Origin of the sequence: Paenibacillus taichungensis (assembly GCF_050994985.1) — a bacterium.
GTDB classification, from domain to species: domain Bacteria; phylum Bacillota; class Bacilli; order Paenibacillales; family Paenibacillaceae; genus Paenibacillus; species Paenibacillus taichungensis.
The window spans coordinates 1,760,380-1,782,473 of sequence record NZ_CP194720.1 but is presented as its reverse complement, the minus strand read 5'-3'; the positions used below and the strand labels follow the sequence as shown (position 1 = coordinate 1,782,473).

Genomic DNA, 22,094 nt, shown 5'->3' with positions numbered 1-22,094 from the left:
TAGGATTACTGTTTTACTGTTTAACAGATCCCAACATGATACCGGTTACAAAGTATCTTTGAACAAATGGATAAATCGTTAAAATAGGCAAAATGGTGAGTACCATCGTGACCGATTTGATGTTTGCAGAAATTTGAGTCAGATTATCCGCTGAAGCACCAGCCGAAGCACCGCCCGTTGCACCTGCAATCATGTTGCGCAAGTAGATCGTAACGGGAAACAGTTCCTTTTTGTCGAGATACAGGAAGGCAGGAAACCAGGAATTCCAATGTCCCACAGCGTAAAATAGAACCATCGTTGCCATGACCGCTTTACTCAGCGGTAGAATGATCCGCAACAAAATGCCATACGTATTCAAACCGTCAATAGCTGCCGCTTCCTCAAGCTCTTCAGGCATGTTTTCGAAAAATGATTTCATAATTAACATGTTATAAATGCTGATTGCCCCAGGCACAACCAATGCCCACATCGTGTTATTGAAGCCCAGAGAGTTTATCAGGACATAGTTAGGAATCAAGCCGCCACTGAAAAACATCGTGAATACGGCGAACATCGTCAAAAATTTTCGTCCCATTAATCTTTTCTTGGATAAGGCATAAGCGAAAATGGTCGTCATGAACATGGAAATCAAAGTACCTACAACGGTATATATAATTGTGTTTTTGTAGTTGGTCCAGAACATGCTATCACGAGAGATGGTCTTGTAGGTTTCCACATTAAATCCTCTTGGGATAATGCTTACCTTGCCTGAATTGATATAAGCCTCGCTGCTGAAAGACTGGGCCACGACATTCAGAAACGGATAGAGCGTGATGAATACCACAAGCAGCAAAAAGATGGCATTGAAAACTTTAAATACTTTGTATGATTTTGATTCCAGCATATTGCTCCTCCTTTACCACAAGCTTCGTTGTGTCAGTCTGCGTGAAATGGCATTAACCGAGAATACCAGGATCAGTCCAATAATGGATTCGAACAAACCAATGGCGGTAGCATAGCTAAAATTGCTGGACTGCAAACCTACCCGGTACAGATAAGTAGAAATCACGTCAGATGTCTCGTAGATCAGCGGATTGTAAAGGAGCAAGATTTTCTCAAATCCAACCGCAAGGAAATTACCCATGTTCAAAATCAGCAATGTAACGATCGTTGGCAAAATGCCTGGTATGGTTATATGGAGGGTTTGCTTCCAACGGTTCGCACCATCGATCCGCGCAGCCTCATACAAAGAATCATCAATTGTTGTTAATGCAGCCAAATATAGAATGGCTCCCCACCCCATACCTTGCCAAACCTCAGAGGTGATATAGATTGTTCTGAACCATTCCGCACGTTGCATGAAAGGAATGCTGTCTCCAGTAAAGAATGATACCATTCCGTTAATAGAGCCATTAACTGCCGTTAATTGCAGAATCATTCCGGCAACGATAACGATGGACAAGAAGTGCGGAAGATACGATGCGGTCTGCACAAACTTTTTGAAACGTTTGCTTTTCACCTCATTCAGCAGCAATGCAAAAATGATCGGAACTGGGAAGGTGAAAAGTAACGCAAGTCCACCGAGCATAAGTGTGTTCCCAAATACTTTCCAAAAGGTTGGGTCTTGAATGAACATCTGAAAATACCTGAATCCAACCCACGTCTCTCCAAAAATACTGCCTCCCGGTACAAATCGTCTAAATGCGATTACGTTACCGAGCATGGGCCCATATTTGAAAATAATAAGATAGATAATTGGAAGAATTAACAGTGAGTACAGCTGCCAATCTTTGCGAAGCAGAGCTGTAATAGTTCTCAACCTGCTTTCTTTACGTAAAGATGTCATCGTTAGCGTGGTTTTAGCGGTTTCCGACTCCATATGTTATTTCACTCCGATCCTTAGCTTAATAAAATAAAAGCGTTTTCGATCAATGCTTATCATCTCTTCTTTTTGTAGAAGACAAGTAATCAGATGCACTTCACCCCCACCTGCAGAATAAACCAAACCAATGTAAGCGATATCAATTTTGAAAATCACTAGAGGCACATTTCGGTCAAGATGCTTCCCCTTATTTTCTTACTAACCACTTCATGTTGCCTTTCCAGAACTAGATAGTTTACTTCGATTATGTAAAGCGCTTACAAAAGATGTGAAAATTATAGCGAATAACTCCCGCTTCCACTTCATTCAAGTAAGTCAACAGATATTCGCTGTATTCATTCGCATACTAGTCATACTAGTATGTTAGTTATATTCTAAATCAGTAGTTCTTTAATTTCAATAACTTTTAGTAAAAAAAATTATATTTTGTTATTATGGTATAGTTCAAACTGTCCCAAAACAAAAAAACATTGTTAGGTTTTATGGATAAAATACATCTCACAAAACCTAACAATGTTTGAGTAGTGCACTAAAAATACGATTTATGATGCACTTATTGAGAATTTAGCAATGATTCGTTCCAATTCGGATAAATGCTTGATTTGATGGTCAGGCACATACGATTCGGTGTTCTCTTTATTCTCGCGGTTAATCCAAACAGATTGAATACCTGCAGACAACGCTCCACGGATATCAGTTGTAAGCTTATCTCCAACCATCATACTTTCCTCAGGTTGAACTCCCAGCTTACTCAATGCGTGTTCGAAGATCGAAGGATCAGGTTTTCCTTTACCGAACGTACCCGAGATAATAATTTCATCGAATAAAGGAGCCAATTCAGGAACGCCATCAAGTTTCTCTTGTTGTAAAGCAGGACAGCCGTTGGTTAAAAGCAAAAGCTTAAACTTCCCTTGCAGATGACTCAATGTTTCCATCGTTTCTTCATAGACATGGGGTCTTGATCTCCGCTCAGCCCCAAATTGTGAGGCAAGTCGTTCCGCCAGATCTTCACGATCAACACCCAATTTTAACAAGCCGCGACGCCATGACTCTTTACGATATGCGGGTGCAAGTTGCTCCAACTGGCGAAACTCCGGCTGATCGCCACCTGTGAAGTTAGCCCAAAGACCTTCAAACGGGTTAATCCCTATCATTTTGGTAAACGAAAAAGTTTCATAAGATTCATACAGATTACGTGCCTCATTACGAACAGCCTCTTCAAGGTCTTCGGGTTTAATACCCGTCTCTTGAGCTGCAATCAGGCAAGTCTCATGGAAGGCTTCTCGAACACTGCGCTCATCCCACAGTAAAGTATCATCTAGGTCGAACAAAATCGCTTTTAACGCCATTTCGGTCATCTTCCCCTTTATGCAATAATTACTTTTTCTCGTATGTTTCCACGGTGATCTGATGTGCTTTGGCGAATTTCAGAAGACGTTCAGTGATTGCATCGGTATCATAACGATTAAGTAGTTTGGTAAATACCCATCTCTTACCTCGTGCATTATGCTCAATTACAACCGTACCTGGCTCAATTCTGAATTTCACGATATCATCGACTCCAATTGAACGCTCGCGGTTCCCTTTTGTCGTCAAAATCCGATTACTTCCTATTTTGACATAAGGGCGACGGAGCATGAAGATGACTGCCAAAAATACGTACAGCAACATGGTCACCCAGTCCCAAGTGGTCATCGGAGCTTTGACAAGAAATGTACTCATAAAGAGGTACAGGAATGCTAGTCCGATCAGAAAAATAGGAAACAGAAGGCTGCGTCCTTTAAATACGTCCTCACCTGGTGTACCGGAAATCGGTTTACCGCTTTTTTTGCGTTGCTGATTCAACTGCTTAGAATTTTTCCGAACCGTTCTCTCGAACGAACGCGACATGAGAATCCCCCTTAGATGTTCTTTGTATCGGCTTACATAACTGCAAACCAACATTTCCCCCTATAATTTGCAACCTCTAGATAACAGGAAGAAACCTAAATATCATATTGATATCATTAGGTTTCCTTAATGTTTGAGTTTGCCTTGGTGGCCTTGATCGTTCTCATCATCTACAATTTCAATCGAATCCAGTTGCTGTCTGAAATTGCTTCGAATGTTATTCAAATAGATTTCTCTAAGCTTGGCACGCTCTGCGAGCTCTTCCTCTGTCAGTCCAGTGGATTTTTGCTTACGGGCCAATTCATTAATACGTGCTACCAGACTATCTATATCCAAGCTTGTCCCCTCCAAAAATACAAAGTCTTATTAACTTTGACATGATAAGGGCAGCTTGTCAAGCTGACATGCATTAGTGCGTGTGGATATGCAGTCTTATTCTGTGAATTGAGGCAGTATTAAGACTTGCCCCACTTGTATTGAAGTTGACTGAAGTTGATTCACTTTCTTAATTGCTTCTATATATACACGTGTATCCATTGTTTCAGGTTTGTGATCTAATGATATACTCCATAGTGTATCTCCTTGTGAAACTGCCATCTTCCCTCCAGGCAATAAATCTTTCTCATTGCCAGCGAACACAGTGAGTACTGTACTGCATCCAACCAGTATAATTAAGCTTACGATTATTAATTTCAAGACCCAAGTTGGGACATTACCTTTTGCAAAAACCTTCTTAAAATTCCTTATGTTAGTTTCAACCACTTCTGAACGCACCGGTTCGTAAATGCTTTGATAAGTAGAATATCTCATTAAATATCGACCTCCAAACGTTTGTTCCTATCCGTTGAAATCAATATAACACGAACACTTGTTTTGTACAATAACTTTTTAGAACAATTGTTCGCTTTTTTTTGTTGCATCCTACATTCCAATATCTTTCTTCTATTGAAAAGGGAACTGTCATTTGCAGTATTTGATTAGACCAAAAGAAAATTTTCATCTTAATTCGCAAAAAAACATTGATTTTATGGCATTTTATTTAGAACTTATGTTTGTACGAACGGAGGTTCTATGTTATAATTTTCCCAAACGTTAATAAAATGGGGTTGATACGGTATGTCGAAGATATCCAGCAGGCAACAGGCTATTCTGGAGTTTATACGCAATGAAGTCCGGTTGAAGGGGTATCCTCCTTCCGTACGCGAAATTGGTGAAGCCGTTGGATTGGCTTCCAGCTCTACAGTACATGGACATCTGGATCGTTTGGAGAAGAAAGGTCTGATTAGACGTGACCCAACCAAACCAAGAGCCATTGAACTTCTCAGCCAGGAAGAGTCAGAGCATTCACATCAGTTTGCTCACAGCGTTGCTCGCATTCCTGTCGTGGGTAAAGTTACTGCAGGGGTTCCGATCACAGCAACAGAAAATATCGAAGATTACTTCCCTCTTCCCACGCATTATGTAGGCGAACAGAAAGTATTCATGCTTTCTGTCGTAGGAGACAGTATGGTAGAAGCAGGCATTGTTAACGGAGACTATGTTATCGTACGTCAGCAGCAAACTGCAGATAACGGCGATATCGTAGTAGCCATGACTGAAGACGATGAAGCAACGGTAAAAACGTTCTACAAAGAGAAAGATCATATTCGTCTTCAACCGGAAAATTCGACTTTTGAACCGTTGCGTTTGAAACACGTTAGCATCCTGGGCAAAGTCATCGGCCTTTTCCGTGATATTCATTAATATGTATTCTAGTTGTACAGAAGTCTCACAATAAGATACTTAAAGAGGTTGTCCCGTTCAACGGGACAACCTCTTTTTTCTTATACAATATATATTGTTCTACGTTAGTCGATTATTCGCTGCGTTTAAGAATGCTTTTATGATGAGAGAACACTTCAAAACTCTGTTGACCATGGTAAGAACCCATTCCACTTTCCCCTACGCCGCCAAACGGGAGATAATGTGATGTCATATGAGACAAGGTATCATTAATACAACCACCACCAAAAGAAACTTGATTCAGAACCTGATTCTGCAGATCCTCATCCTGAGTGAAGAGATATAATGCCAGTGGTTTTGGACGACGAACAATCTCATCTAGCATGGGGTCGAGGTCGGTATACTTAAATACAGGAAGAATTGGACCAAAGATCTCTTCTTGCATCACTGGGGATTTCCAATCCAATTCCCCGAGAACTGTTGGTTCAATGAGCAGCTGATCACGTTCAGAACGCCCACCGATTATTGCCTTGCCATCTTGGAGCAAAACGGATAAACGATCAAAGTTACGTGCATTGACAATGTGCGGAAAATCAGCATTTTTCATCACGTCATCTCCAAATTTATCCTGAATTTCTGCAGCGATCAATTCAAGTAATTTGTCATGTACGTGCTCGTGTACAAGCAAATAATCCGGAGCAACACAGGTTTGCCCAGCATTCAGGAATTTACCGCGGACAATGCGCTGAGCCGCCAGCTTCACATCCGCATCCTGATGAACAATGACCGGACTTTTACCGCCTAGTTCTAACGTAACTGGAGTCAAATGCTCAGCAGCTGCCTTCATAACAATGCGACCAACACCTGTACTGCCTGTAAAGAAAATATAATCAAACTTTTCTTTCAACAATGCCGTACTCGTCTCAACTTCCCCTTCCATAACTGCCATGTACTCACTAGGAAATATCTCATGGATCAAATCATAAGTTAGACGTGACACGGCTGGGGTTAATTCTGACGGTTTTATAATGGCACAGTTACCCGCAGCAATGGCTCCAATTAGAGGGCCGAAAGCCAGTTGGAACGGATAGTTCCATGGTGCAATAATAAGAGCAACTCCATAAGGTTCAGGATAAATGAAGCTTGTGCCATCGGGTATAGCAGAATTTGTAGGTACAGGTTTTGGTGTAGCCCATTCCTCCAAATGTTCCAATGCAAAATCCAGTTCAACCAACACGATCCGAATCTCAGAGCCATAAGCCTCTGTTTCAGATTTATTTAGATCCACACGAAGTGCGTCAAGAATACGTTGCTGATACTTCTCAATTCCCTGTCTCAATTGCTGAAGAGCATGAATACGGTACTCAATAGACTTCGTTTGTCCTGTATAAAAAAATGTCCGCTGTGCGGCAACCAGTTGCTTCTCTTGTTCCATATTAACATCTCCAATTAATTGTTCAAAATTTAATTTCTAAAAACACAAATGAATTATAACGCAATTATATGAAACTATCAACATATAGATACTGTAAATACAGAGCAAACAATTTAAACATACTCTCGCTTCAACGATATGATCATATCTTAATTAACCATTCTATTTCTTATTGACTACATAAAAAGCCTCAACACTAATATGCCAATATTTTATGCTACGAATGCCAGCTTCCTCTTTACATTTTTATTCCCGTCCCCGTTTTAGTCAAACATGATGTATCCTTCCTTCCAAATGATGGGCACGTGTTCTGTCTATATTTTCTCTCACTGAATTTTTTCTTCATTATATACACTTTGAGGGAGGATCCCCACTGACATCTCTTTATTAGAATAGGATTGACAAAAAAGGAGGTCATTGTTATAATCGCCCTCATATCTTAAGGAAGGATGATTCAGATGATTCGTCGTCTAAAAAAACTAAAGAATGTGGCTACCGCATCACGCTTCTAAGTTACTCAGAAATAAAACTTAGAAGCGAGGAAACTAAAATGAATATAAATCAATTTAATCACTGGTCTGAAATTAAGTATTTAAAGGATATTGTAACCAATCCATTAATCGAAGTCGGCGATTACTCTTATTACTCCGGTTATTATGATAACAATTCATCTTTTGAAGACGGATGCGTGAGATATTTATGGGGAGATGACAAATCCAGGAGCTTATTCAACCCCATTGAGGAATTTGGATGGCAAATAGATCGATTGATTATTGGTAATTATGTATGTATCGCAGCCGGTGTCGTTATTCTTATGGGAGGAAATAACAATCATCATGCGGAGTGGATCACTGTTTATCCGTTCGCTGATCAAATTAGCCATTCCTTCTCACCCAAGAGAGATACCATTATAGAAAGCGATGCATGGATCGGCATGAATGCAATGATTATGCCTGGTGTTACCATTGGTGAAGGTGCGATTGTTGCAGCAGGCTCAGTTGTAACAAAAGATGTCGCCCCTTACACTATAGTTGGTGGCAATCCTGCAAAAGAAGTTAGAAAGCGTTTCTCAGAAGAAGAAATCATGAAGTTAAAAGAAATGCGCTGGTTTGATTGGAAAAGAGAATCAATTGAAGCAGTCACTCACTTACTTTCTAGTTCTTCAATTGACGAGTTATATGAGCACTACTTATCAGAAATTAAGGACTGAGTTCCTATAGATATAAAGCTAGGTAGAATATTATTCTACCTAGCTTTTTTATATCTCCCGCCAAAACAAAAAAGAAAAACCCCTCAGCGCTAAAGCGCCAAGGGATTCAGCTATTAGTACAACGTGATATATTGATCGCGTTCCCATTGGTGGACTTGTGTACGGTTTATGTACGATCCCTTCATATTATTGTTTCTTTCAATATATATGCGCTATATACGACATTTAATAGGAACTAACGTTCGTATATAATCAAATCATAGCTTTTCACGACTTGGGGGATGTTTGGGGGACGAGTTGGGGGACGTCCCCTAAACTTCAAATTAACCGTTAGTACAGCTCCGATGGATCGCAAATCATATGTCCGAAACAACCCTATATAATAGAAGGAAAAAACTGAGCTACTTGAGTAATCCCTTGGAGTTCTATCAATTATCAGCTTGCCCCGTCTCCTTTGTAGTCCTTCTTGCACCAAGTATGCTTCGCGGTGTTCTGGGTAACGAAAAAATATCCATTCACTTTTACATATTTAATTGAATATGTAGGATTTATTGTTTAGACAACCTTTGTTAATTTTTGTAATATTAATTCTTAATTAACCCTGAGGAGGAAATAAGAACCAATGAAAAGAAAGATCAATCTACTATTAATTTTCACGCTTATTTTGTCTGTGTTTATCCCTTTATCTTCTGTAAGTGCTTATACGGGTGGCTATGCTAATGGCAAAGATTCCACAATTATGATTCCTGATATCTACTTTATTACAAAGCCACATGACTCTAAAGTTGTAACAACATTAATTACCGATAATAATGAAACGACAGGAGCTTTACTTCCTAAAAATAAAATGGTAATGATTGATTTAGGAACAGATAGAACAATTGATTCCTTTAAAATTAACAGCGATTTAAAAAATATGAGAATTAACTTTTACGATAGATCGACTGGTTATTTAAGTGAGTTCACCCTAAAAGGTGGGACTGGAACACTCGAACCACTACCCAACGGAAAAGTTATAAGTAAAGTGAGATACATTACTTTGTACACAATGTCTGGAGAAGACATTAATATTAACGAACTTGACTTCTTCTATAGTAAGGATCCGAATACATCACCTGATCCGGTTGATCCAGTAGATCCAGCTGCAGATCGTGCCATTCTAGTTGTAACGATGACAACAGGCCTTGAAAAAGAGTTTGATCTCCCAATGAGTGATGTAAATGCATTCCTCAACTGGTACGATGCTCGTGATGAAGGCGCTGGCCCGGCCAAGTTCGCCATAAACAAATATGGCAACAACAAAGGTCCATTCAGCAAGCGTACAGATTACGTGATATTCGATAAGATTTTGACATTTGAAGTAAGTGAATACACGACCAACTAATTACACGACTCTGTGCTTATTGCACGGAGTCTTTTCTTTACAGAAATATATGGAAATAACCAAATAGGTCTGATAGACTATTCTGGATTGATTACAAAACTGGAGGACATATGAAAGAAAAAGTTGAGTATATTGTTGTAGTTTCTATGGTCGCTTGTGTTCTGTTGATTATTTTTGGATTCAGTTTAGTATTGTTTTTAAATATGTTTATTAATATTAAGAGAAGAATCAGTGGTGAAAATTCAAAATTGAGACCTTGTGTTTCTTGTGGACATTCCATCTCTAGATCTGCTCTTTTGTGTCCTAATTGCGGACATAGTTACGGAAAAGAGAGTAGTATTTATGATTCTATAATAGCTTGTTTTATATTAGGAGTATTTACGCTTGGAGCAGGAATAGGAGCATTAATAGAGTTTCTCCCTGATTTTATGGGGAGGAGGTAGAAATGAGTTTGATTGATTACATAGATGAAGGAAATGATTGGAAGACACGGATGCATTTTTATGATTGTTGAAATGACACCTCTTGCCATGATACCTGTGTCAGCAATGTTGGATATATTAAAAGATTTTTGACATCAAAAAGGAGCCTATAAATGGCTCCTATTTTTATACCCGAAATTCATACTGTTCTCGAAAGTATCTCCCGCCCATGATTTTAATGGATACTGGACTATACTCTTCTACCTGTCCCCCATAGTCAATGATGTGTTCGTGATCACCTAGGACATGCCAGACAGAAACACGGACTTGCTGCGAAGAAATCCATATCTGTGGATAATATCTTATATGTATAATTCATCTCATCACCAAATCTACCAATTCGACAAAAGGCATGTACTTCCTGCACATAATGACTTATAAACCACAAATTCCATAATAATATTTGTTCATCCAACATTTAACAACAATATGATTTACAAACATAACTTACATATGGTATATTTATCCATGGTTGGCCAACCTAATTATGTAAGAGGCTCTTCGACATCTTTAAGTTCAAATAACAACATAAAACAGAATCTACTTTATTGGTTCTAGTATATTTGGGAGGTTTGAATATGAAAAGATTAAGAAAATTCTCTATTTCTGTTATGGCAACTGCTTGTTTATTGGCATTTGGTTCAAGTTCTGCATTCGCTAAAACCGGTTGGGCTGATACCTTTGAGACAGCAGAAGTGATGTACTCAAGTGTTAATCAGAATTCTGGATTTAGCGCAACACAGTATTTAGATAGCATGAGTGATAATGACTATTATCTTGTAGACAACACAAATGGATCTTCTGTAATCTCATTTGGCGTTATTGCTACTCCGCCACCTAATTTCGATATTATTATGGGTGTAATTAAAATGGATGCAAGCGGTGCGATCCTGTCCATTCAGATGGATAACTGGAATGGGCCTGGATACGCTGAGGCAATTGGTATGAGTGCTAAACCTGGTGAGAAAGTTTACTTCAGAATTATGGATAACGGCATCAATAACTACAACCAACCTTATACAATTCAATTTACAAAACACAGCTAAATAATATTATAGTAGATGTTCAAACGGCTCCCCCGCTTAATTTGCAGGAGGGCCATTTTTATTTGTAGTATTTTGTCGTCGAGATGAGAACAGCGATAAATTCAATTTGCGGATACCCCGGAGTCTGCACCAGCAATTGGTGGAGCGGGCCGCTGCGGAAGATGTGTCTTTAAAATCAGTACTACCTGTACAAATTGAGTAGATAAACCAAAAGAGCCCTGAAAACCATTGAAGGTTAACAGGGCTCTTTTGGTTATCAACAATATATATATTCAGAGATCTAATTCTGTTTCTATTTTTCCGACCAAATCAATACCTAATTTTGTAGGGATAATGTTATCAACTCGTTATCTGATCTTCTGATTTCTCCACTATCCAAAAGATACTCAAGTGCCAAACGTTTCTCAAGATGAAAACTGTCATATTCATTTTGAGTTATAGAGTATTTATATTTCAGGGTAGTATTTGGTGAGAAATACGATAAGCAAATATCATTAAGTAGTAAACTCCTAAGCTGTTGCCGTTCTCCAAACTCCAATACGTAACCCAATTCTGTGTTATCAACTATATTTCTCAATAGATAGTACTTAGATATTGCCTGTGAGTCTTTCCAAATATGCTCTGGATCAAAGAACTCACTATAGACTTGGGCGTAATACTCTTTCATTACATACTTTTTTAAAAACCACTCAAGAAATTTTCTCTTCTGGATCGAATCTGATTCGTTAAGCTGGCTTTCAATATCATTAACACTGCACTGAATAGCAATTTCATCATAATCAAAATATACTTGTTAGACATTGCTCCCTCAGGGGTTGGAAGATTTAATTCAATACATACCATCCATATTTGAAACACTACAATATTGATTTTTGTATTATCCCCTCAAGGTAGATAGTGAAAGAAGAAGTCATGTTAAAATGAACTCAACACTGAAAACCGGAGGGGATTTTTGCTATGCCAGCTAAAAAAGGCCAAACCTTTAATCAATATAGTGAAGAAACGAAGTAAAAGGCTGTTCGTCTGCGATTGGAAGAAGGTTGGACATACAGTCGGATCATGGAGAAGTTTGGTATTAAGAGTGAGAGCCAGATTATTACTTGGGTACGGAAAAGCCAAAATGGAGTGAGTTTTGAGGATTATCGAGGACGTTGGACAAAGAAGCATTTTAGCAGTGCAGAAGAAGAAAATGCCTATCTGAAAGCGCAGGTAGAATATCTAAAAAAGCTCAATCCGAATTTGCACGGAGAGGGAAGCTGGATTTCGAAACCCGGTGCCAGTCCGTTCGAGAAAGCAAGTGGGCACCTGTGGTTTGGTTGTGTAAAATGGCTGAAATTTCTCGTGCAGGTTACTACAAATGTAAGAAGAATATCGTCCTCAGAGAGAAACGAGCAGATCGGGATGCGGATCTAAAAGCACATATTTTAGGCATTCACCGGCTTCGTCCTTATTTTGGCTACAAACGTATGCGAACCGCGTTAGGAAAGGAAGGCCTCGTGGTGAATCACAAAAAGGTACGCCGCTTAATGAGAGAACTCCAGATTCGTTCCGTGATTCGCAAGAAACGTCAATTTGTTGGTGGAAACCGTCCGTTCTGTTCCGTAATGTCTTAAATAGAGAATTCTCGGCGGCAGCTCCTCTGCAGAAGCTCGTGATGGATATTACGTATGTCCGGATTGGGCATGATTTTGCTTATCTCTCGGTTGTGATGGATCTATACAATAACGAGATTGTAGCTTGTGAACTCTCCGAGCGAAATGATTTAAACTCGTTATGGACACGGTGAAGAAACTGAAATGTGGACCTACCTTGCTCCATTCCGACCAGGGGTTCCAGTATACAACACAGAGCTATGCCAAGTTGCTTGAAGAGAAGAAGCTAACAGGAAGCCATTCTCGGCGTGGGAACTGCTATGACAATGCATGTATTGAGTCGTTCTTCTCCCACTTAAAGACGGAGAAGTTGTATTTGGAGAAGCCTCAGAATCTGGAGCAAGCAAGGAACCAAATTACAGAGTATATTTTGTTTTACAACAAGGAACGTTTCAAAAACAAACTCAGCGACCTCTCCCCAGGGAAAAAGTCGCCGCTTAATGGAATTTCTCTTTTTTATTGTCTACTTCACGGGACTATGACCAGTATCTATTAATCGCCTCTTCTTTTCTTTAATTTATCTCTTTTTTGATATTATTAAATTATTTACCAGTTGACCCCAATAGCACCAGTTAAAAGGGGTCCGAATACTGCAGAATATGAATTGAAGAAATTTGCTAAATCAGTTATCACAACCATCCTCCAAGTTTTCTCAATTCTTCTATGTAATTATTCAAATCATTAAATAAGGACTCGACCAGTTATGCCAGTAGAGTCCTTATTACCGATTACTTCGGATGTATTAAATTCAATTTAAGTTGCGGACTCACGGGGAGGGGGACTATGCCTGCAGTATAACTGACTATCATAGCCCAAATTGTTTCGAGCATAACAGACCAATATGTTTTCATTTTAGAGATTCCTTTATTCATAGGCATCTCCCCCTTTTCAGTTAGTTTTATACTTGCGTATCTTACGATACTTAGAAGCATAACAACCAAAAGGGCTATGATTACTGCACACAAGACGGTTGGCAGTCCCGCTACACCATAGACCATCGTCCCCGTCAATCTACAACTAATAGTCCCCGCTAGCTATTGTCAGTGGGGACACATGCCGATTCTTTCGGATTTTAATTCATAGTACCATAATTATCCTCTTTGATCAAAGTATTTCAACAACCGACCGACCACGGTCCCAAGCTCCTCGCGTGTAACCGCTGCACCTGGACGCGTACCATCGAAGAAACCCTTCTCCGTTACTTCCTTCCAAGTTGTCTCAGCCAACTTACTTGGCACTTTAATGTCTCTTTCCTGAATCACCGGCTTGTCCGCCTTCGTTTTGGTCAGCCCCAAGTATGCAGAAATCCCTTGGACATGACCTTCAATAATCGCATCGAGCACAGCGGCCTGCTTGAGTCGATCTGCGTCAGCTACCACATCGACAAACAGGTTTCCTATCAGAACTGCCGGCATATTGGATTCACGAACCATGTGAAGGTCCTTCGCCTTCTGTCCACGATCTGTGCCGCCTAGCTTGCTCATGATAGCCTTGTGCAAAGCTTCCTGCAGTTTGATGCTTCCCTGAGATGCTAACGTGTAACGGAACGTCACAAAGCCACCCTTTCCACCGCCAGCATTACAGTGAATGGATACCAGGATGTCAGCACCTGCAGCGTTCGCTTTGTTCGTCCGCTCCTTCAGCTCCAAGAATACATCTGTGGATCTCGACAAAATCACCTGTACATCCTGCTGCTCCCAGGCAGGCCTTGATACCAAGCGACACTTTCAGTGCGATATCCTTTTCAAGAAGTCCGTTAGCCACTGCTCCCTGATCCTTGCCCCCATGACCTGCATCAATCCAAACTTTAAACATTTTCCTCAACCCCTTTCTTAGTCTGTTTAATAAGCTGATTGCCAAACACCGCCACGGCGCCAACCAGAATGCCCTGTACTACGCTATCAACCGCCAGCCCGAGCATTAGTATTGAAAACAAAATTGCAACGCCAGTAACGATGTAAATAATAGTGCAGTCCGGTATCCGTGGAGTCTTCTTCAGCACATACCCGATCACCCAGCCGGCCGCCCATACGATCAGTAGCCTGCCATCAATTAAACCTTGAATAATGTCCCATTCCACACTACATCCCCCCCTAACTTGATTCCGGCCCAAACAGCCGCAATAAGAAGACCAGTTATTACAGTTAATACTGCACCGTACACCGTACGTTTCAACCATATTTGATCCGCATCATGCTTATCTAATCGTGACAATGCATCTGCTGCATTACGCTTGGCGTCATGAGCAACGTCAGCGACCTTCTTCAGCTCCGCTTCAACCTCAACAATACGAATGGCCATCTGCTGTGCCGTCTGCAATGCTTCTTTGGAAATTTCATCTGACCTCTGCCAATCCTGGAGCCAAAGCAGCCAAAGGTTTCAATGCTTCCTCAATCTGGGCAAGTTGGACCTTCAAATCCACAATCGTATTCACATCCTGCACCTGCATGTCATTCACACCTCCTGGTATGACTTCCATACGCCAATCCCCCGTCTCTATCTGAATATGAAAAAGCCCCCTGACCACTCCAGAGGGCTTGTATAGTACATATTGCTAAGTGAGCTTAATCCTGAATTAACTCCTGTCTCCCCTGATCCTCTAGGTACTGATACTATTCTCTCTTCTTGAAGGTCTGGTTTCTTTTAGATATTACATACCTATATGTGAACGCACCCTCTATGGTTCGTTATCCCATATAAGCACCCATTACAACGCGCCTCCCATAATCAAGCTATCCATAGCCTTTTTGATGATGAGCTACCACTCATCTAATTTCGTCAGCAATAGGGACTTTACTGTCTGTTAGGATTTCATTTTCATTAGGTGTTTCCTGGGTCGGTGAATTTGTGATGATCAGCACCATTGCCTGGTCCTTTGCTGGCACGTGCTTGATTAAAATCAATGCTGTGTCCTCCTTTATACTTGAGTCATGTAGGTGTCCGGGAAATTAATCAGGGAGCGACTTAGGTATGAGTTTGTGCCTGAAACCACTGCAGTGTGTATCAGTTTTAACGTGTTCATGTCCTGACCCGCTTGCATGTTGGTCCACCCGCTGTTTCGAATGGTTCTATCGGTTTGGGTGTAATAGGAATACCGATAACGGCGGTTCGCTGGTTCAATCACTAAGGTCAAAATATAAGTCAGAACGGACTGACCAGAACCTGACGAATACGCTTGACCTACGGAAACCGCGCTGTTAGCGGCATCCACTATGGTAAGACCACTGAACGTTGTATTGTCCGATGATAGGGATGAGTTACCTGTCATTGCTTCTAAGACCATACCTGTGCTGGATGAAAAGATGGTTACTTTATTTGTGGGTATATCGGCTACCGTGTTTTTGACAGATGCGCCATTGGTTGTACCGTTTACACCTATACTAGAAGCGAACTGTTGAAGTAGACCAGGAACCAGCGTTCCAGCGACACCAAATATATTAATACCTTTGAGGATATTCTCGGCGACCAGATCGGCGTCACCCATTACTGTGATGGCGCTACTGTAGTACCCGGCTGCCTTCGTTTGATTAGCAGTACCGGGCGTCACAGTTCCTCCTGCACCTCGGTTCGCCATTGTTCCAGTTAATCCATTTGCTGAAGTGTTACTAAATGTTGCTCCTGACAGCACTTGTGCCCCAGTAGCGTTCCCTGTTGCTCGGATTACTGTTTTAATCTTGGGTATGAGCTGCGCCCATGTTTCGGATGTGGATGCCGTTACTCCTATGGAGTTGAGAGCGGCAACCACTTCCGCTTTCCGCTCAACCCCAGATTGAAAAGCCAGTCCTACCGCTTTCTCAGTAGCAGCAACCTCTTCCCTATCGCCGTCTGTTTTACTCGATAACTGGACCTGCCCTTTCTGAGTTAAGGACGCGTCTGGAATATCCATCTGGTTGACTAATTGGCGAAGCTCTTCTACATCTTCCCGCGTTGCAACACCCTCATCGATCTTCTCAAAGATCGCATTGATACCTACACGGCTTACACTTTCATTCCCCAAAGGCAGGGGCAGTTTTAAACGATTTGTTTCAATTGGCATGATTAATTCCTCCATTTTGTTGTTATTAGGTCTATACGATTTAGTTCATAGGTTGTTAAATGGTCTTAAAAACGGCATAAAAATAGCGCTCCGATTTCGGAACGCCTGTTACACGATATTGCCGTTTTGGTCCATGTCTCCAGCCTGCAAAGCCGCTGCCACTTGATCACGGCTGCCTGCTGGTACTTGCTCCAGCTTAATCAAGCCTTTATGGATCATCATCACGTATACAACTAACATTATCTCACCTCCCCTCATGAGTGCTACAGCCCAGCGGATCAGCAGACTTGCAAGCCTAACCTTCATCAGGCGACACCACACTCAGCACAAGCATGTGCAGCTCCATAAGTGCCAGTTGATTCGCATTGCTTTCCTCGGCCAGTTGCTTGTTTAGTGCTTCCGGTGCCGCAAGTCTACGTTCCAACTCAACGTAATCTGCCGGACGACTGGCATGGTCCGCTTCTTCCTTGAGCGCCTGATCCAGAACCGGCACGCCATCCTTTAAACGGTAATAGCCTGCGTTAATACCTACAGGCAAAAATGTATTCTCAAGCTCTGCTTCTGTATATCCCTCATGTTGATAGGTGATTACGTCACGGATAATGTCTCCATCAAGCTGAAAATAAAATTTCGTCATAAAATCGTTACCTCCATATCGTCATAATCTCTTTTGATTCTCCTCGGTTCCCGCTTTCCAGCGCATATCCTACGCCAGTCATATATTTTGCCAAGCCAGCAACTGCATTTGTACTTTTCCAGACGTAGTCGTAGTTACCGCTATACACGGTTAGGTACAGCACTCCCGGGTACCTACAGCTAATAACTCTCCGTTACCAGTAGCAGACAAGCCGTTGCCAGTCCCGGGCAAGCCTATAATATCAGATTGTTTCACGAGTTCCTTGTTTACAAGTCGATACAGAATAAGGTAAGGAGCATTAGCAATACCTGCAGCCAAATAAACGGTGTCATAGACGTTTATAAACTCTACACTATAAACTGTTGTACTCGGTACTGTGTAGGTCAAGTCAGCTTTAGTAAATACATCACCATTTCGACTATACAAAATCAAATTATTCGGAGCAGTGCTGCTGCTCCCTAGAGCTACAATATTTCCGTCTCTGCTAAAGGCAACTGAATTACCTATGTATGATGGCAAAGTGGTGGGATTAGCTAATTTGGTAAATGTATCAGCTGTTCGCTTATAGATAGAAAGATAAGGTGATGAGAAATGAGTGACTGCCAAGTACGTTCCATCTGGGCTGAAAGCTAACGACCGACCTGAGGACGTCGGTAATGTCGCAGGATTGGCTAATTTGGTAAAAACGTCACCCGATCTCTTGTAGATAGTAACGAATGGCGACGCGGTATGAGCAACCACCAGATAATTTCCGTCTGGACTGAAACTTGCGCTATTTGCACTCCCATTTGGCTTAACATCTGGATCGGGCAACTTGATTAAGGACTTACCTACACGTTTATATATAGAGAGATAGGGAGCTGTTTGGAAAGGACAAGCAAGATATTGACCACCAGGACTCCAAGACAGTTTATATACAGCATTCACCGGTCGCTCCGATATAGTTACATCTAGCTCAAACGTTTTCGACACATACACCGGGTCATTAGCCGCGATACTCTCCGCGTATGTCCGCGATACCTTCTGTTAGCCGTTAATCACCGTAGACGTTTCGATTGTTTCAATGCCATCTGCGAGATGCTGGAATGAATGCGGGGAAGTCCCTGCCACCGTTCCCCTTTTGACGATGACGGCGGTTTTGACAGGCTCTTTCCCCTCATCGACATGTGTAAAAACCTCGTTGAGCGCATCAACCAGTTTGTCCTTTTCCGTTGTCTGTAGTTCGGCAAGATTTGTTCAAGAACGGCTTGGTCATGGAAGTGTGCAAATCACCTCTGATATATATGCTCACATCTCCAAAAAGTTAGAGCAACGCAATATTGATAAGTATGAACAATATACCTCCAGCATTCTTGGTTCAAAAAATCAAAATGGGGGACGTTTGGGGGACACTCCTCAATAGAAGTAAATCCCCATTCAAACGTCCCCCATTTAAACCCTTAAAAAACCCCGTAGGTATAAGGTTTATTCAATTAGTACAAAGTAATATATTGATCGCGTTCCCATTGGTGGACTTGTGTACGGTACATGTCCCACTCAATTTCTTTCAGCTCGTAGAAGTGAGCCAGGGCGTGGTCGCCGAGAGCATCACAGATAACTTCGCTGCGGATCAATTCGTTCAATGCTTCTTTCAGGTCAGCCGGCAAGCTTGGAATGCCTTCTTCCACACGCTCTTCTTCTGACATGATGTAGATGTTACGGTCAATCGGAGCTGGTAAGGAAAGCTCACGTTTGATTCCGTCCAGACCTGCTTTCAATAAAACAGCCAAAGCCAAGTAAGGGTTAGCAGCCGGATCCGGATTACGAACCTCAACACGTGTACTCAGACCACGGGAAGCTGGAATACGGATCATTGGGCTACGGTTACTGGCGGACCATGCTACATAACAAGGGGCTTCATAACCTGGTACAAGACGTTTGTATGAGTTCACAGTTGGGTTCGTAATTGCTGCAAACGCACGCGCATGTTTCAAAGTTCCAGCCATGAAGTGACGTGCAGTTTTGCTCAAACCCAGCTCGTCAGACTCGTCTACAAATGCGTTCACTTTGCCTTGGAACAAGGATTGGTTACAGTGCATACCGGAACCGTTCATACCAAACAGCGGTTTCGGCATAAAGGTAGCATGTAGACCATGCTGACGTGCAATCGTTTTAACAACGAGTTTGAACGTTTGGATCTGGTCTGCTGCTTTTAGAGCATCAGCATATTTAAAGTCGATCTCATGCTGACCTGGAGCTACCTCATGGTGGGAAGCTTCGATCTCAAAGCCCATTTCTTCAAGTGTGATAACGATGTCACGACGACAGTTTTCACCAAGATCCGTAGGCGCAAGGTCGAAATATCCACCTTGGTCATTCAGTTCGTTAGTCGGATTTCCTTTTTCGTCTGTTTTGAACAAGAAGAACTCTGGTTCAGGACCGACGTTGAAGGAAGTGAATCCCATTTCTTCGGCTTCTTTCAGGTTTCGTTTCAAGATGCCACGCGGATCCCCTGGAAACGGATTACCATCCGGAAGATATACGTCGCAAATCAGTCGAGCAACACGGTTCTCGGCTACCCAAGGGAAAATGAGCCAAGAATCAAGATCAGGATAGAGGTACATATCAGATTCTTCGATACGCACGTAACCTTCAATGGAAGAACCATCAAACATCATTTTATTGTCCAGAGCCTTGGTTAGTTGGCTCACAGGAATTTCAACGTTTTTGATTGATCCAAGCAGATCGGTAAATTGCAAACGAATGAATCGTACATTTTCTTCTTTTGAGATGCGTAGTATGTCTTCTTTAGTAAAACTCACGATACCCTCTCCCTTTCTTCTCTGCGTATTTGGCTTGCCTGTTATATTTGTACATTAGAATATTGCACGGGTCAAGGAGTCCTCCTACCCAAAAGCAGGATTTCCCCTGACCTACGAGGTTATACGAACTTATTTTTTATTAAAGAATCGGGAAAGCTCTCCCTGGATGAGAGATACTTGTCCAGGTCTCTTACCTGACACCAGTTGTTGTTTAAGCAGACGATGCAGTTGGGAGTCCGACAGCTCTCTGCGTTTTACTTCCGTATCGGCTGTAATAACCGTTGCTTCTTCTGACTCTTTGGATACAGGATTCATCACTTGTTTAATGCCCGCGATGTTAACTCCTTTTTCAATCAGAGCCTTGATTTCCAGCAATCGTTCTACGTCATTGAAAGAGAACAAACGCTGATTACCTGACGTTCTCGCAGGAACAATCAAACTGTGCTGCTCATAATAACGAATCTGACGCGCGGACAGATCCGTAAGTTTCATTACAATACCTATCGGGAATAAGGCCATATTTCTGCGAATTTCGTCACCCATCATTCATCAACCTTCCAGTCATCTATTCTTCACTCTATTGTACATTTAGTTATTACTAAGTGTCAATGATGTGTTAGATAAACTCACAATAATTTACGTTCTTTCATCGTTTGTAATGCCATCAAAACGCCATATTTAACATGAGAGTATGTTAAACCACCCTGCATATAGCCAATATAAGGCTCACGGATAGGCGCATCTGCAGATAATTCAAGGCTTCCACCCTGTATAAACGTACCTGCCGCCATGATGACAGGATGCTCGTAACCCGGCATATCCCACGGTTCAGGAACAACATGGCTATCTACCGCAGCAGCCCGCTGTATTCCTTGTACAAAGGCAATTAAATGTTCGGCCGAACTGAATTGAACAGCCTGAATCAGATCTGTACGTATCTCGTTCCATGCCGGTTTGGTTACAAATCCAGATGCAGCAAACATCGCCGCAGCGAATGTGCTGCCTTTAATGGCCTGTCCCACAATTGTCGGAGCCATGTAAAGTCCTTGGTAGATGCCACGAGTTGTTCCCAACATCGCGCCAACTTCACCGCCAATTCCAGGAGCAGTCAAACGATAGGAAGCCAATTGTACGTACTTTTCCTTCCCGCATATGTATCCACCGGTTTCCGCCAGACCTCCACCGGGATTTTTAATCAGTGAACCTGCCATCAGATCTACCCCGATTTCAGTTGGTTCACGTTCCTCCGTGAATTCACCATAACAGTTATCCACAAATACGATGACATCTTCCTTGATCGCCTTTACACGTGCAACCATATCAGCGATTTCTTCAATACAGAAGGAAGATCTCCAATCATATCCTCTGGAGCGTTGAATACCAATGACTTTTGTCGCTGCATTGATACTTTTCTCTACTGCCGTCCAATCTACTCCTCCATCTTCTAACAGAGCCGTCTCTTGATAGCCAATGCCGAAATCCCGTAACGATCCTGTCCCATCACCAGGCTTGCCAATGACTTTATGCAATGTGTCATAGGGCTTACCCGTAATGTACAATAACTCGTCACCTGGACGGAGCACACCGAACAAAGCTGTAGCAATCGTATGTGTACCAGACGCAAAATGGGGACGCACCAGTGCCGCCTCTGCACCAAACACATCGGCATATACTTCATCAAGCACCTCACGCCCCCGATCGTTATACGCGTAACCCGTTGAACCCGCAAAGTGAAAATCGCTGACTTTTCTAAGTTGAAAAGCATTGATTACTTTCCATTGGTTATGATCGGTGATCCGGTCAATCTGTTGCAATTGCCCCGCAATCTGACTTTCAACTTGTCGTTGAAGTTCAATAATCTCTGAATCAAAGCTTGCCATCTTACTTCATTCCCCTTCATAGCACGAATCTGACGTCAAACATCAATTATCGTGTCAA

At 41.8% G+C, this 22,094-nt stretch carries 27 protein-coding genes and 2 pseudogenes; 8 read left to right on the top strand and 21 right to left on the bottom strand.

All coding sequences use genetic code 11. The features are described from left to right. Positions 1 to 13: 13 nt before the first annotated feature. The 6 genes from ACR1R9_RS08285 to ACR1R9_RS08260 all read right to left on the bottom strand — a co-directional run bounded on the left by ACR1R9_RS08285 (position 14) and on the right by ACR1R9_RS08260 (position 4,561). Complete coding sequence (locus ACR1R9_RS08285) at positions 14 to 883, bottom strand: carbohydrate ABC transporter permease (protein WP_024630394.1); 870 nt, start codon at positions 881 to 883, stop codon at positions 14 to 16. 12 nt (positions 884 to 895) lie between these two features. Next, entirely contained in the window at positions 896 to 1,858 is a 963-nt protein-coding gene (locus tag ACR1R9_RS08280; protein WP_076289097.1) for an ABC transporter permease, read from the bottom strand. Positions 1,859 to 2,403: 545 nt separating this feature from the next. Next, the gene (locus ACR1R9_RS08275; protein ID WP_433921356.1) at positions 2,404 to 3,210 is read right to left on the bottom strand and encodes an HAD family hydrolase; all 807 of its coding nucleotides are present in this window, start codon (positions 3,208 to 3,210) and stop codon (positions 2,404 to 2,406) included. 28 nt (positions 3,211 to 3,238) lie between these two features. Next, on the bottom strand, positions 3,239 to 3,751 hold the full coding sequence (locus ACR1R9_RS08270; RefSeq protein WP_076289095.1) for a hypothetical protein: 513 nt from the start codon (positions 3,749 to 3,751) through the stop codon (positions 3,239 to 3,241). A 126-nt stretch (positions 3,752 to 3,877) separates the two neighbouring features. Further along, positions 3,878 to 4,087, bottom strand: a complete 210-nt coding sequence (locus tag ACR1R9_RS08265; RefSeq protein ID WP_062325454.1) for a DUF896 domain-containing protein — start codon at positions 4,085 to 4,087, stop codon at positions 3,878 to 3,880. 96 nt (positions 4,088 to 4,183) lie between these two features. Continuing rightward, positions 4,184 to 4,561 carry a LysM peptidoglycan-binding domain-containing protein gene (locus tag ACR1R9_RS08260; RefSeq protein WP_099856330.1) on the bottom strand — a complete coding sequence of 126 codons (378 nt, stop codon included), beginning with the start codon at positions 4,559 to 4,561 and terminating at the stop codon, positions 4,184 to 4,186. 306 nt (positions 4,562 to 4,867) lie between these two features. On the opposite strand from ACR1R9_RS08260, the gene lexA reads away from it, so the two are divergent. After that, positions 4,868 to 5,494 carry a transcriptional repressor LexA gene (gene lexA, locus ACR1R9_RS08255; protein WP_024630400.1) on the top strand — a complete coding sequence of 209 codons (627 nt, stop codon included), beginning with the start codon at positions 4,868 to 4,870 and terminating at the stop codon, positions 5,492 to 5,494. Positions 5,495 to 5,606: 112 nt separating this feature from the next. Here the strand turns inward: lexA and ACR1R9_RS08250 are convergent, their stop codons facing one another. Further along, positions 5,607 to 6,908 (bottom strand): aldehyde dehydrogenase, encoded by a 1,302-nt coding sequence (locus ACR1R9_RS08250; RefSeq protein WP_433921357.1) that lies wholly within the window; start codon positions 6,906 to 6,908, stop codon positions 5,607 to 5,609. Positions 6,909 to 7,458: 550 nt separating this feature from the next. Between ACR1R9_RS08250 and ACR1R9_RS08245 the strand changes: the two genes are divergently transcribed. The 5 genes and pseudogenes from ACR1R9_RS08245 to ACR1R9_RS08225 form a co-directional block, all read left to right on the top strand. Continuing rightward, a complete protein-coding gene (locus ACR1R9_RS08245) occupies positions 7,459 to 8,118 on the top strand; it encodes a CatB-related O-acetyltransferase (RefSeq protein WP_433921358.1) in 660 nt (219 codons plus the stop codon). A gap of 622 nt (positions 8,119 to 8,740) precedes the next feature. Further along, the gene (locus ACR1R9_RS08240) at positions 8,741 to 9,502 is read left to right on the top strand and encodes a hypothetical protein (RefSeq protein ID WP_433921359.1); all 762 of its coding nucleotides are present in this window, start codon (positions 8,741 to 8,743) and stop codon (positions 9,500 to 9,502) included. Positions 9,503 to 9,612: 110 nt separating this feature from the next. After that, positions 9,613 to 9,945, top strand: a complete 333-nt coding sequence (locus tag ACR1R9_RS08235) for a hypothetical protein (protein WP_433921360.1) — start codon at positions 9,613 to 9,615, stop codon at positions 9,943 to 9,945. Positions 9,946 to 10,562: 617 nt separating this feature from the next. Beyond that, positions 10,563 to 11,030 (top strand): hypothetical protein, encoded by a 468-nt coding sequence (locus tag ACR1R9_RS08230; protein ID WP_433921361.1) that lies wholly within the window; start codon positions 10,563 to 10,565, stop codon positions 11,028 to 11,030. A gap of 103 nt (positions 11,031 to 11,133) precedes the next feature. Then, a pseudogene (locus tag ACR1R9_RS08225) lies at positions 11,134 to 11,232 on the top strand (toxin-antitoxin system HicB family antitoxin); the annotation flags it as partial. Between the two features lie 114 nt (positions 11,233 to 11,346). Here ACR1R9_RS08225 and ACR1R9_RS08220 read toward each other — a convergent pair. Next, a complete protein-coding gene (locus ACR1R9_RS08220; protein ID WP_433921362.1) occupies positions 11,347 to 11,697 on the bottom strand; it encodes a hypothetical protein in 351 nt (116 codons plus the stop codon). 290 nt (positions 11,698 to 11,987) lie between these two features. Here ACR1R9_RS08220 and ACR1R9_RS08215 point away from each other — a divergent pair. Then, positions 11,988 to 13,178, top strand: a pseudogene (locus tag ACR1R9_RS08215) (IS3 family transposase). A 595-nt stretch (positions 13,179 to 13,773) separates the two neighbouring features. On the opposite strand, the gene ACR1R9_RS08210 reads toward ACR1R9_RS08215, so the two are convergent. From ACR1R9_RS08210 to ACR1R9_RS08165, 10 genes are all read right to left on the bottom strand, one after another. Then, the gene (locus ACR1R9_RS08210) at positions 13,774 to 14,331 is read right to left on the bottom strand and encodes an N-acetylmuramoyl-L-alanine amidase (RefSeq protein ID WP_433921363.1); all 558 of its coding nucleotides are present in this window, start codon (positions 14,329 to 14,331) and stop codon (positions 13,774 to 13,776) included. Beyond that, a complete protein-coding gene (locus ACR1R9_RS08205) occupies positions 14,285 to 14,497 on the bottom strand; it encodes an N-acetylmuramoyl-L-alanine amidase (protein WP_433921364.1) in 213 nt (70 codons plus the stop codon). Before ACR1R9_RS08205 ends, ACR1R9_RS08210 begins: the two co-directional genes overlap by 47 nt. Further along, positions 14,490 to 14,762, bottom strand: coding sequence for a phage holin family protein (locus ACR1R9_RS08200; RefSeq protein ID WP_433921365.1), 273 nt, complete (start codon positions 14,760 to 14,762; stop codon positions 14,490 to 14,492). Before ACR1R9_RS08200 ends, ACR1R9_RS08205 begins: the two co-directional genes overlap by 8 nt. Beyond that, positions 14,735 to 15,001, bottom strand: a complete 267-nt coding sequence (locus ACR1R9_RS08195) for a hypothetical protein (protein WP_433921366.1) — start codon at positions 14,999 to 15,001, stop codon at positions 14,735 to 14,737. The genes ACR1R9_RS08200 and ACR1R9_RS08195 overlap by 28 nt, the downstream gene beginning before the upstream one ends. A gap of 16 nt (positions 15,002 to 15,017) precedes the next feature. After that, positions 15,018 to 15,161, bottom strand: coding sequence for a hypothetical protein (locus tag ACR1R9_RS08190; RefSeq protein WP_433921367.1), 144 nt, complete (start codon positions 15,159 to 15,161; stop codon positions 15,018 to 15,020). Positions 15,162 to 15,447: 286 nt separating this feature from the next. Further along, complete coding sequence (locus tag ACR1R9_RS08185) at positions 15,448 to 15,585, bottom strand: hypothetical protein (RefSeq protein WP_433921368.1); 138 nt, start codon at positions 15,583 to 15,585, stop codon at positions 15,448 to 15,450. A 14-nt stretch (positions 15,586 to 15,599) separates the two neighbouring features. Next, positions 15,600 to 16,718: a tail fiber protein gene (locus ACR1R9_RS08180; protein ID WP_433921369.1), complete on the bottom strand. Its 1,119-nt coding sequence runs from the start codon at positions 16,716 to 16,718 to the stop codon at positions 15,600 to 15,602. Positions 16,719 to 16,826: 108 nt separating this feature from the next. Continuing rightward, positions 16,827 to 16,958, bottom strand: a complete 132-nt coding sequence (locus ACR1R9_RS08175) for a hypothetical protein (RefSeq protein ID WP_256716838.1) — start codon at positions 16,956 to 16,958, stop codon at positions 16,827 to 16,829. Between the two features lie 55 nt (positions 16,959 to 17,013). Continuing rightward, the gene (locus ACR1R9_RS08170; RefSeq protein WP_433921370.1) at positions 17,014 to 17,355 is read right to left on the bottom strand and encodes a hypothetical protein; all 342 of its coding nucleotides are present in this window, start codon (positions 17,353 to 17,355) and stop codon (positions 17,014 to 17,016) included. Between the two features lie 150 nt (positions 17,356 to 17,505). Further along, positions 17,506 to 18,282 (bottom strand): WD40 repeat domain-containing protein, encoded by a 777-nt coding sequence (locus ACR1R9_RS08165; RefSeq protein WP_433921371.1) that lies wholly within the window; start codon positions 18,280 to 18,282, stop codon positions 17,506 to 17,508. A gap of 193 nt (positions 18,283 to 18,475) precedes the next feature. Here ACR1R9_RS08165 and ACR1R9_RS08160 point away from each other — a divergent pair, with 193 nt between their 5' ends. Next, complete coding sequence (locus tag ACR1R9_RS08160; RefSeq protein ID WP_433956429.1) at positions 18,476 to 18,757, top strand: hypothetical protein; 282 nt, start codon at positions 18,476 to 18,478, stop codon at positions 18,755 to 18,757. 70 nt (positions 18,758 to 18,827) lie between these two features. Here ACR1R9_RS08160 and glnA read toward each other — a convergent pair whose 3' ends face one another. The 3 genes from glnA to ACR1R9_RS08145 all read right to left on the bottom strand — a co-directional run bounded on the left by glnA (position 18,828) and on the right by ACR1R9_RS08145 (position 22,036). Continuing rightward, positions 18,828 to 20,156, bottom strand: a complete 1,329-nt coding sequence (gene glnA / locus ACR1R9_RS08155; protein ID WP_076289091.1) for a type I glutamate--ammonia ligase — start codon at positions 20,154 to 20,156, stop codon at positions 18,828 to 18,830. 129 nt (positions 20,157 to 20,285) lie between these two features. Continuing rightward, on the bottom strand, positions 20,286 to 20,699 hold the full coding sequence (locus tag ACR1R9_RS08150) for a MerR family transcriptional regulator (RefSeq protein ID WP_063563200.1): 414 nt from the start codon (positions 20,697 to 20,699) through the stop codon (positions 20,286 to 20,288). Between the two features lie 83 nt (positions 20,700 to 20,782). Further along, entirely contained in the window at positions 20,783 to 22,036 is a 1,254-nt protein-coding gene (locus ACR1R9_RS08145) for an aminotransferase class I/II-fold pyridoxal phosphate-dependent enzyme (RefSeq protein ID WP_433921373.1), read from the bottom strand. Between the last annotated feature and the right edge of the window lie 58 nt (positions 22,037 to 22,094).

Excerpts from the sequence above, each read along its gene's own strand:
- ACR1R9_RS08285 (WP_024630394.1), bottom strand. The coding sequence starts at position 883 with ATGCTGGAATCAAAATCATACAAAGTATTTAAAGTTTTCAATGCCATC.
- ACR1R9_RS08280 (WP_076289097.1), bottom strand. The coding sequence starts at position 1,858 with ATGGAGTCGGAAACCGCTAAAACCACGCTAACGATGACATCTTTACGT.
- ACR1R9_RS08275 (WP_433921356.1), bottom strand. The coding sequence starts at position 3,210 with ATGGCGTTAAAAGCGATTTTGTTCGACCTAGATGATACTTTACTGTGG.
- ACR1R9_RS08270 (WP_076289095.1), bottom strand. The coding sequence starts at position 3,751 with ATGTCGCGTTCGTTCGAGAGAACGGTTCGGAAAAATTCTAAGCAGTTG.
- ACR1R9_RS08260 (WP_099856330.1), bottom strand. The coding sequence starts at position 4,561 with ATGAGATATTCTACTTATCAAAGCATTTACGAACCGGTGCGTTCAGAA.
- lexA (WP_024630400.1), top strand. The coding sequence starts at position 4,868 with ATGTCGAAGATATCCAGCAGGCAACAGGCTATTCTGGAGTTTATACGC.
- ACR1R9_RS08250 (WP_433921357.1), bottom strand. The coding sequence starts at position 6,908 with ATGGAACAAGAGAAGCAACTGGTTGCCGCACAGCGGACATTTTTTTAT.
- ACR1R9_RS08245 (WP_433921358.1), top strand. The coding sequence starts at position 7,459 with ATGAATATAAATCAATTTAATCACTGGTCTGAAATTAAGTATTTAAAG.
- ACR1R9_RS08240 (WP_433921359.1), top strand. The coding sequence starts at position 8,741 with ATGAAAAGAAAGATCAATCTACTATTAATTTTCACGCTTATTTTGTCT.
- ACR1R9_RS08235 (WP_433921360.1), top strand. The coding sequence starts at position 9,613 with ATGAAAGAAAAAGTTGAGTATATTGTTGTAGTTTCTATGGTCGCTTGT.
- ACR1R9_RS08230 (WP_433921361.1), top strand. The coding sequence starts at position 10,563 with ATGAAAAGATTAAGAAAATTCTCTATTTCTGTTATGGCAACTGCTTGT.
- ACR1R9_RS08220 (WP_433921362.1), bottom strand. The coding sequence starts at position 11,697 with ATGAAAGAGTATTACGCCCAAGTCTATAGTGAGTTCTTTGATCCAGAG.
- ACR1R9_RS08205 (WP_433921364.1), bottom strand. The coding sequence starts at position 14,497 with ATGTTTAAAGTTTGGATTGATGCAGGTCATGGGGGCAAGGATCAGGGA.
- ACR1R9_RS08190 (WP_433921367.1), bottom strand. The coding sequence starts at position 15,161 with ATGGAAGTCATACCAGGAGGTGTGAATGACATGCAGGTGCAGGATGTG.
- ACR1R9_RS08180 (WP_433921369.1), bottom strand. The coding sequence starts at position 16,718 with ATGCCAATTGAAACAAATCGTTTAAAACTGCCCCTGCCTTTGGGGAAT.
- ACR1R9_RS08175 (WP_256716838.1), bottom strand. The coding sequence starts at position 16,958 with ATGTTAGTTGTATACGTGATGATGATCCATAAAGGCTTGATTAAGCTG.
- ACR1R9_RS08170 (WP_433921370.1), bottom strand. The coding sequence starts at position 17,355 with ATGACGAAATTTTATTTTCAGCTTGATGGAGACATTATCCGTGACGTA.
- ACR1R9_RS08150 (WP_063563200.1), bottom strand. The coding sequence starts at position 20,699 with ATGGGTGACGAAATTCGCAGAAATATGGCCTTATTCCCGATAGGTATT.
- ACR1R9_RS08145 (WP_433921373.1), bottom strand. The coding sequence starts at position 22,036 with ATGGCAAGCTTTGATTCAGAGATTATTGAACTTCAACGACAAGTTGAA.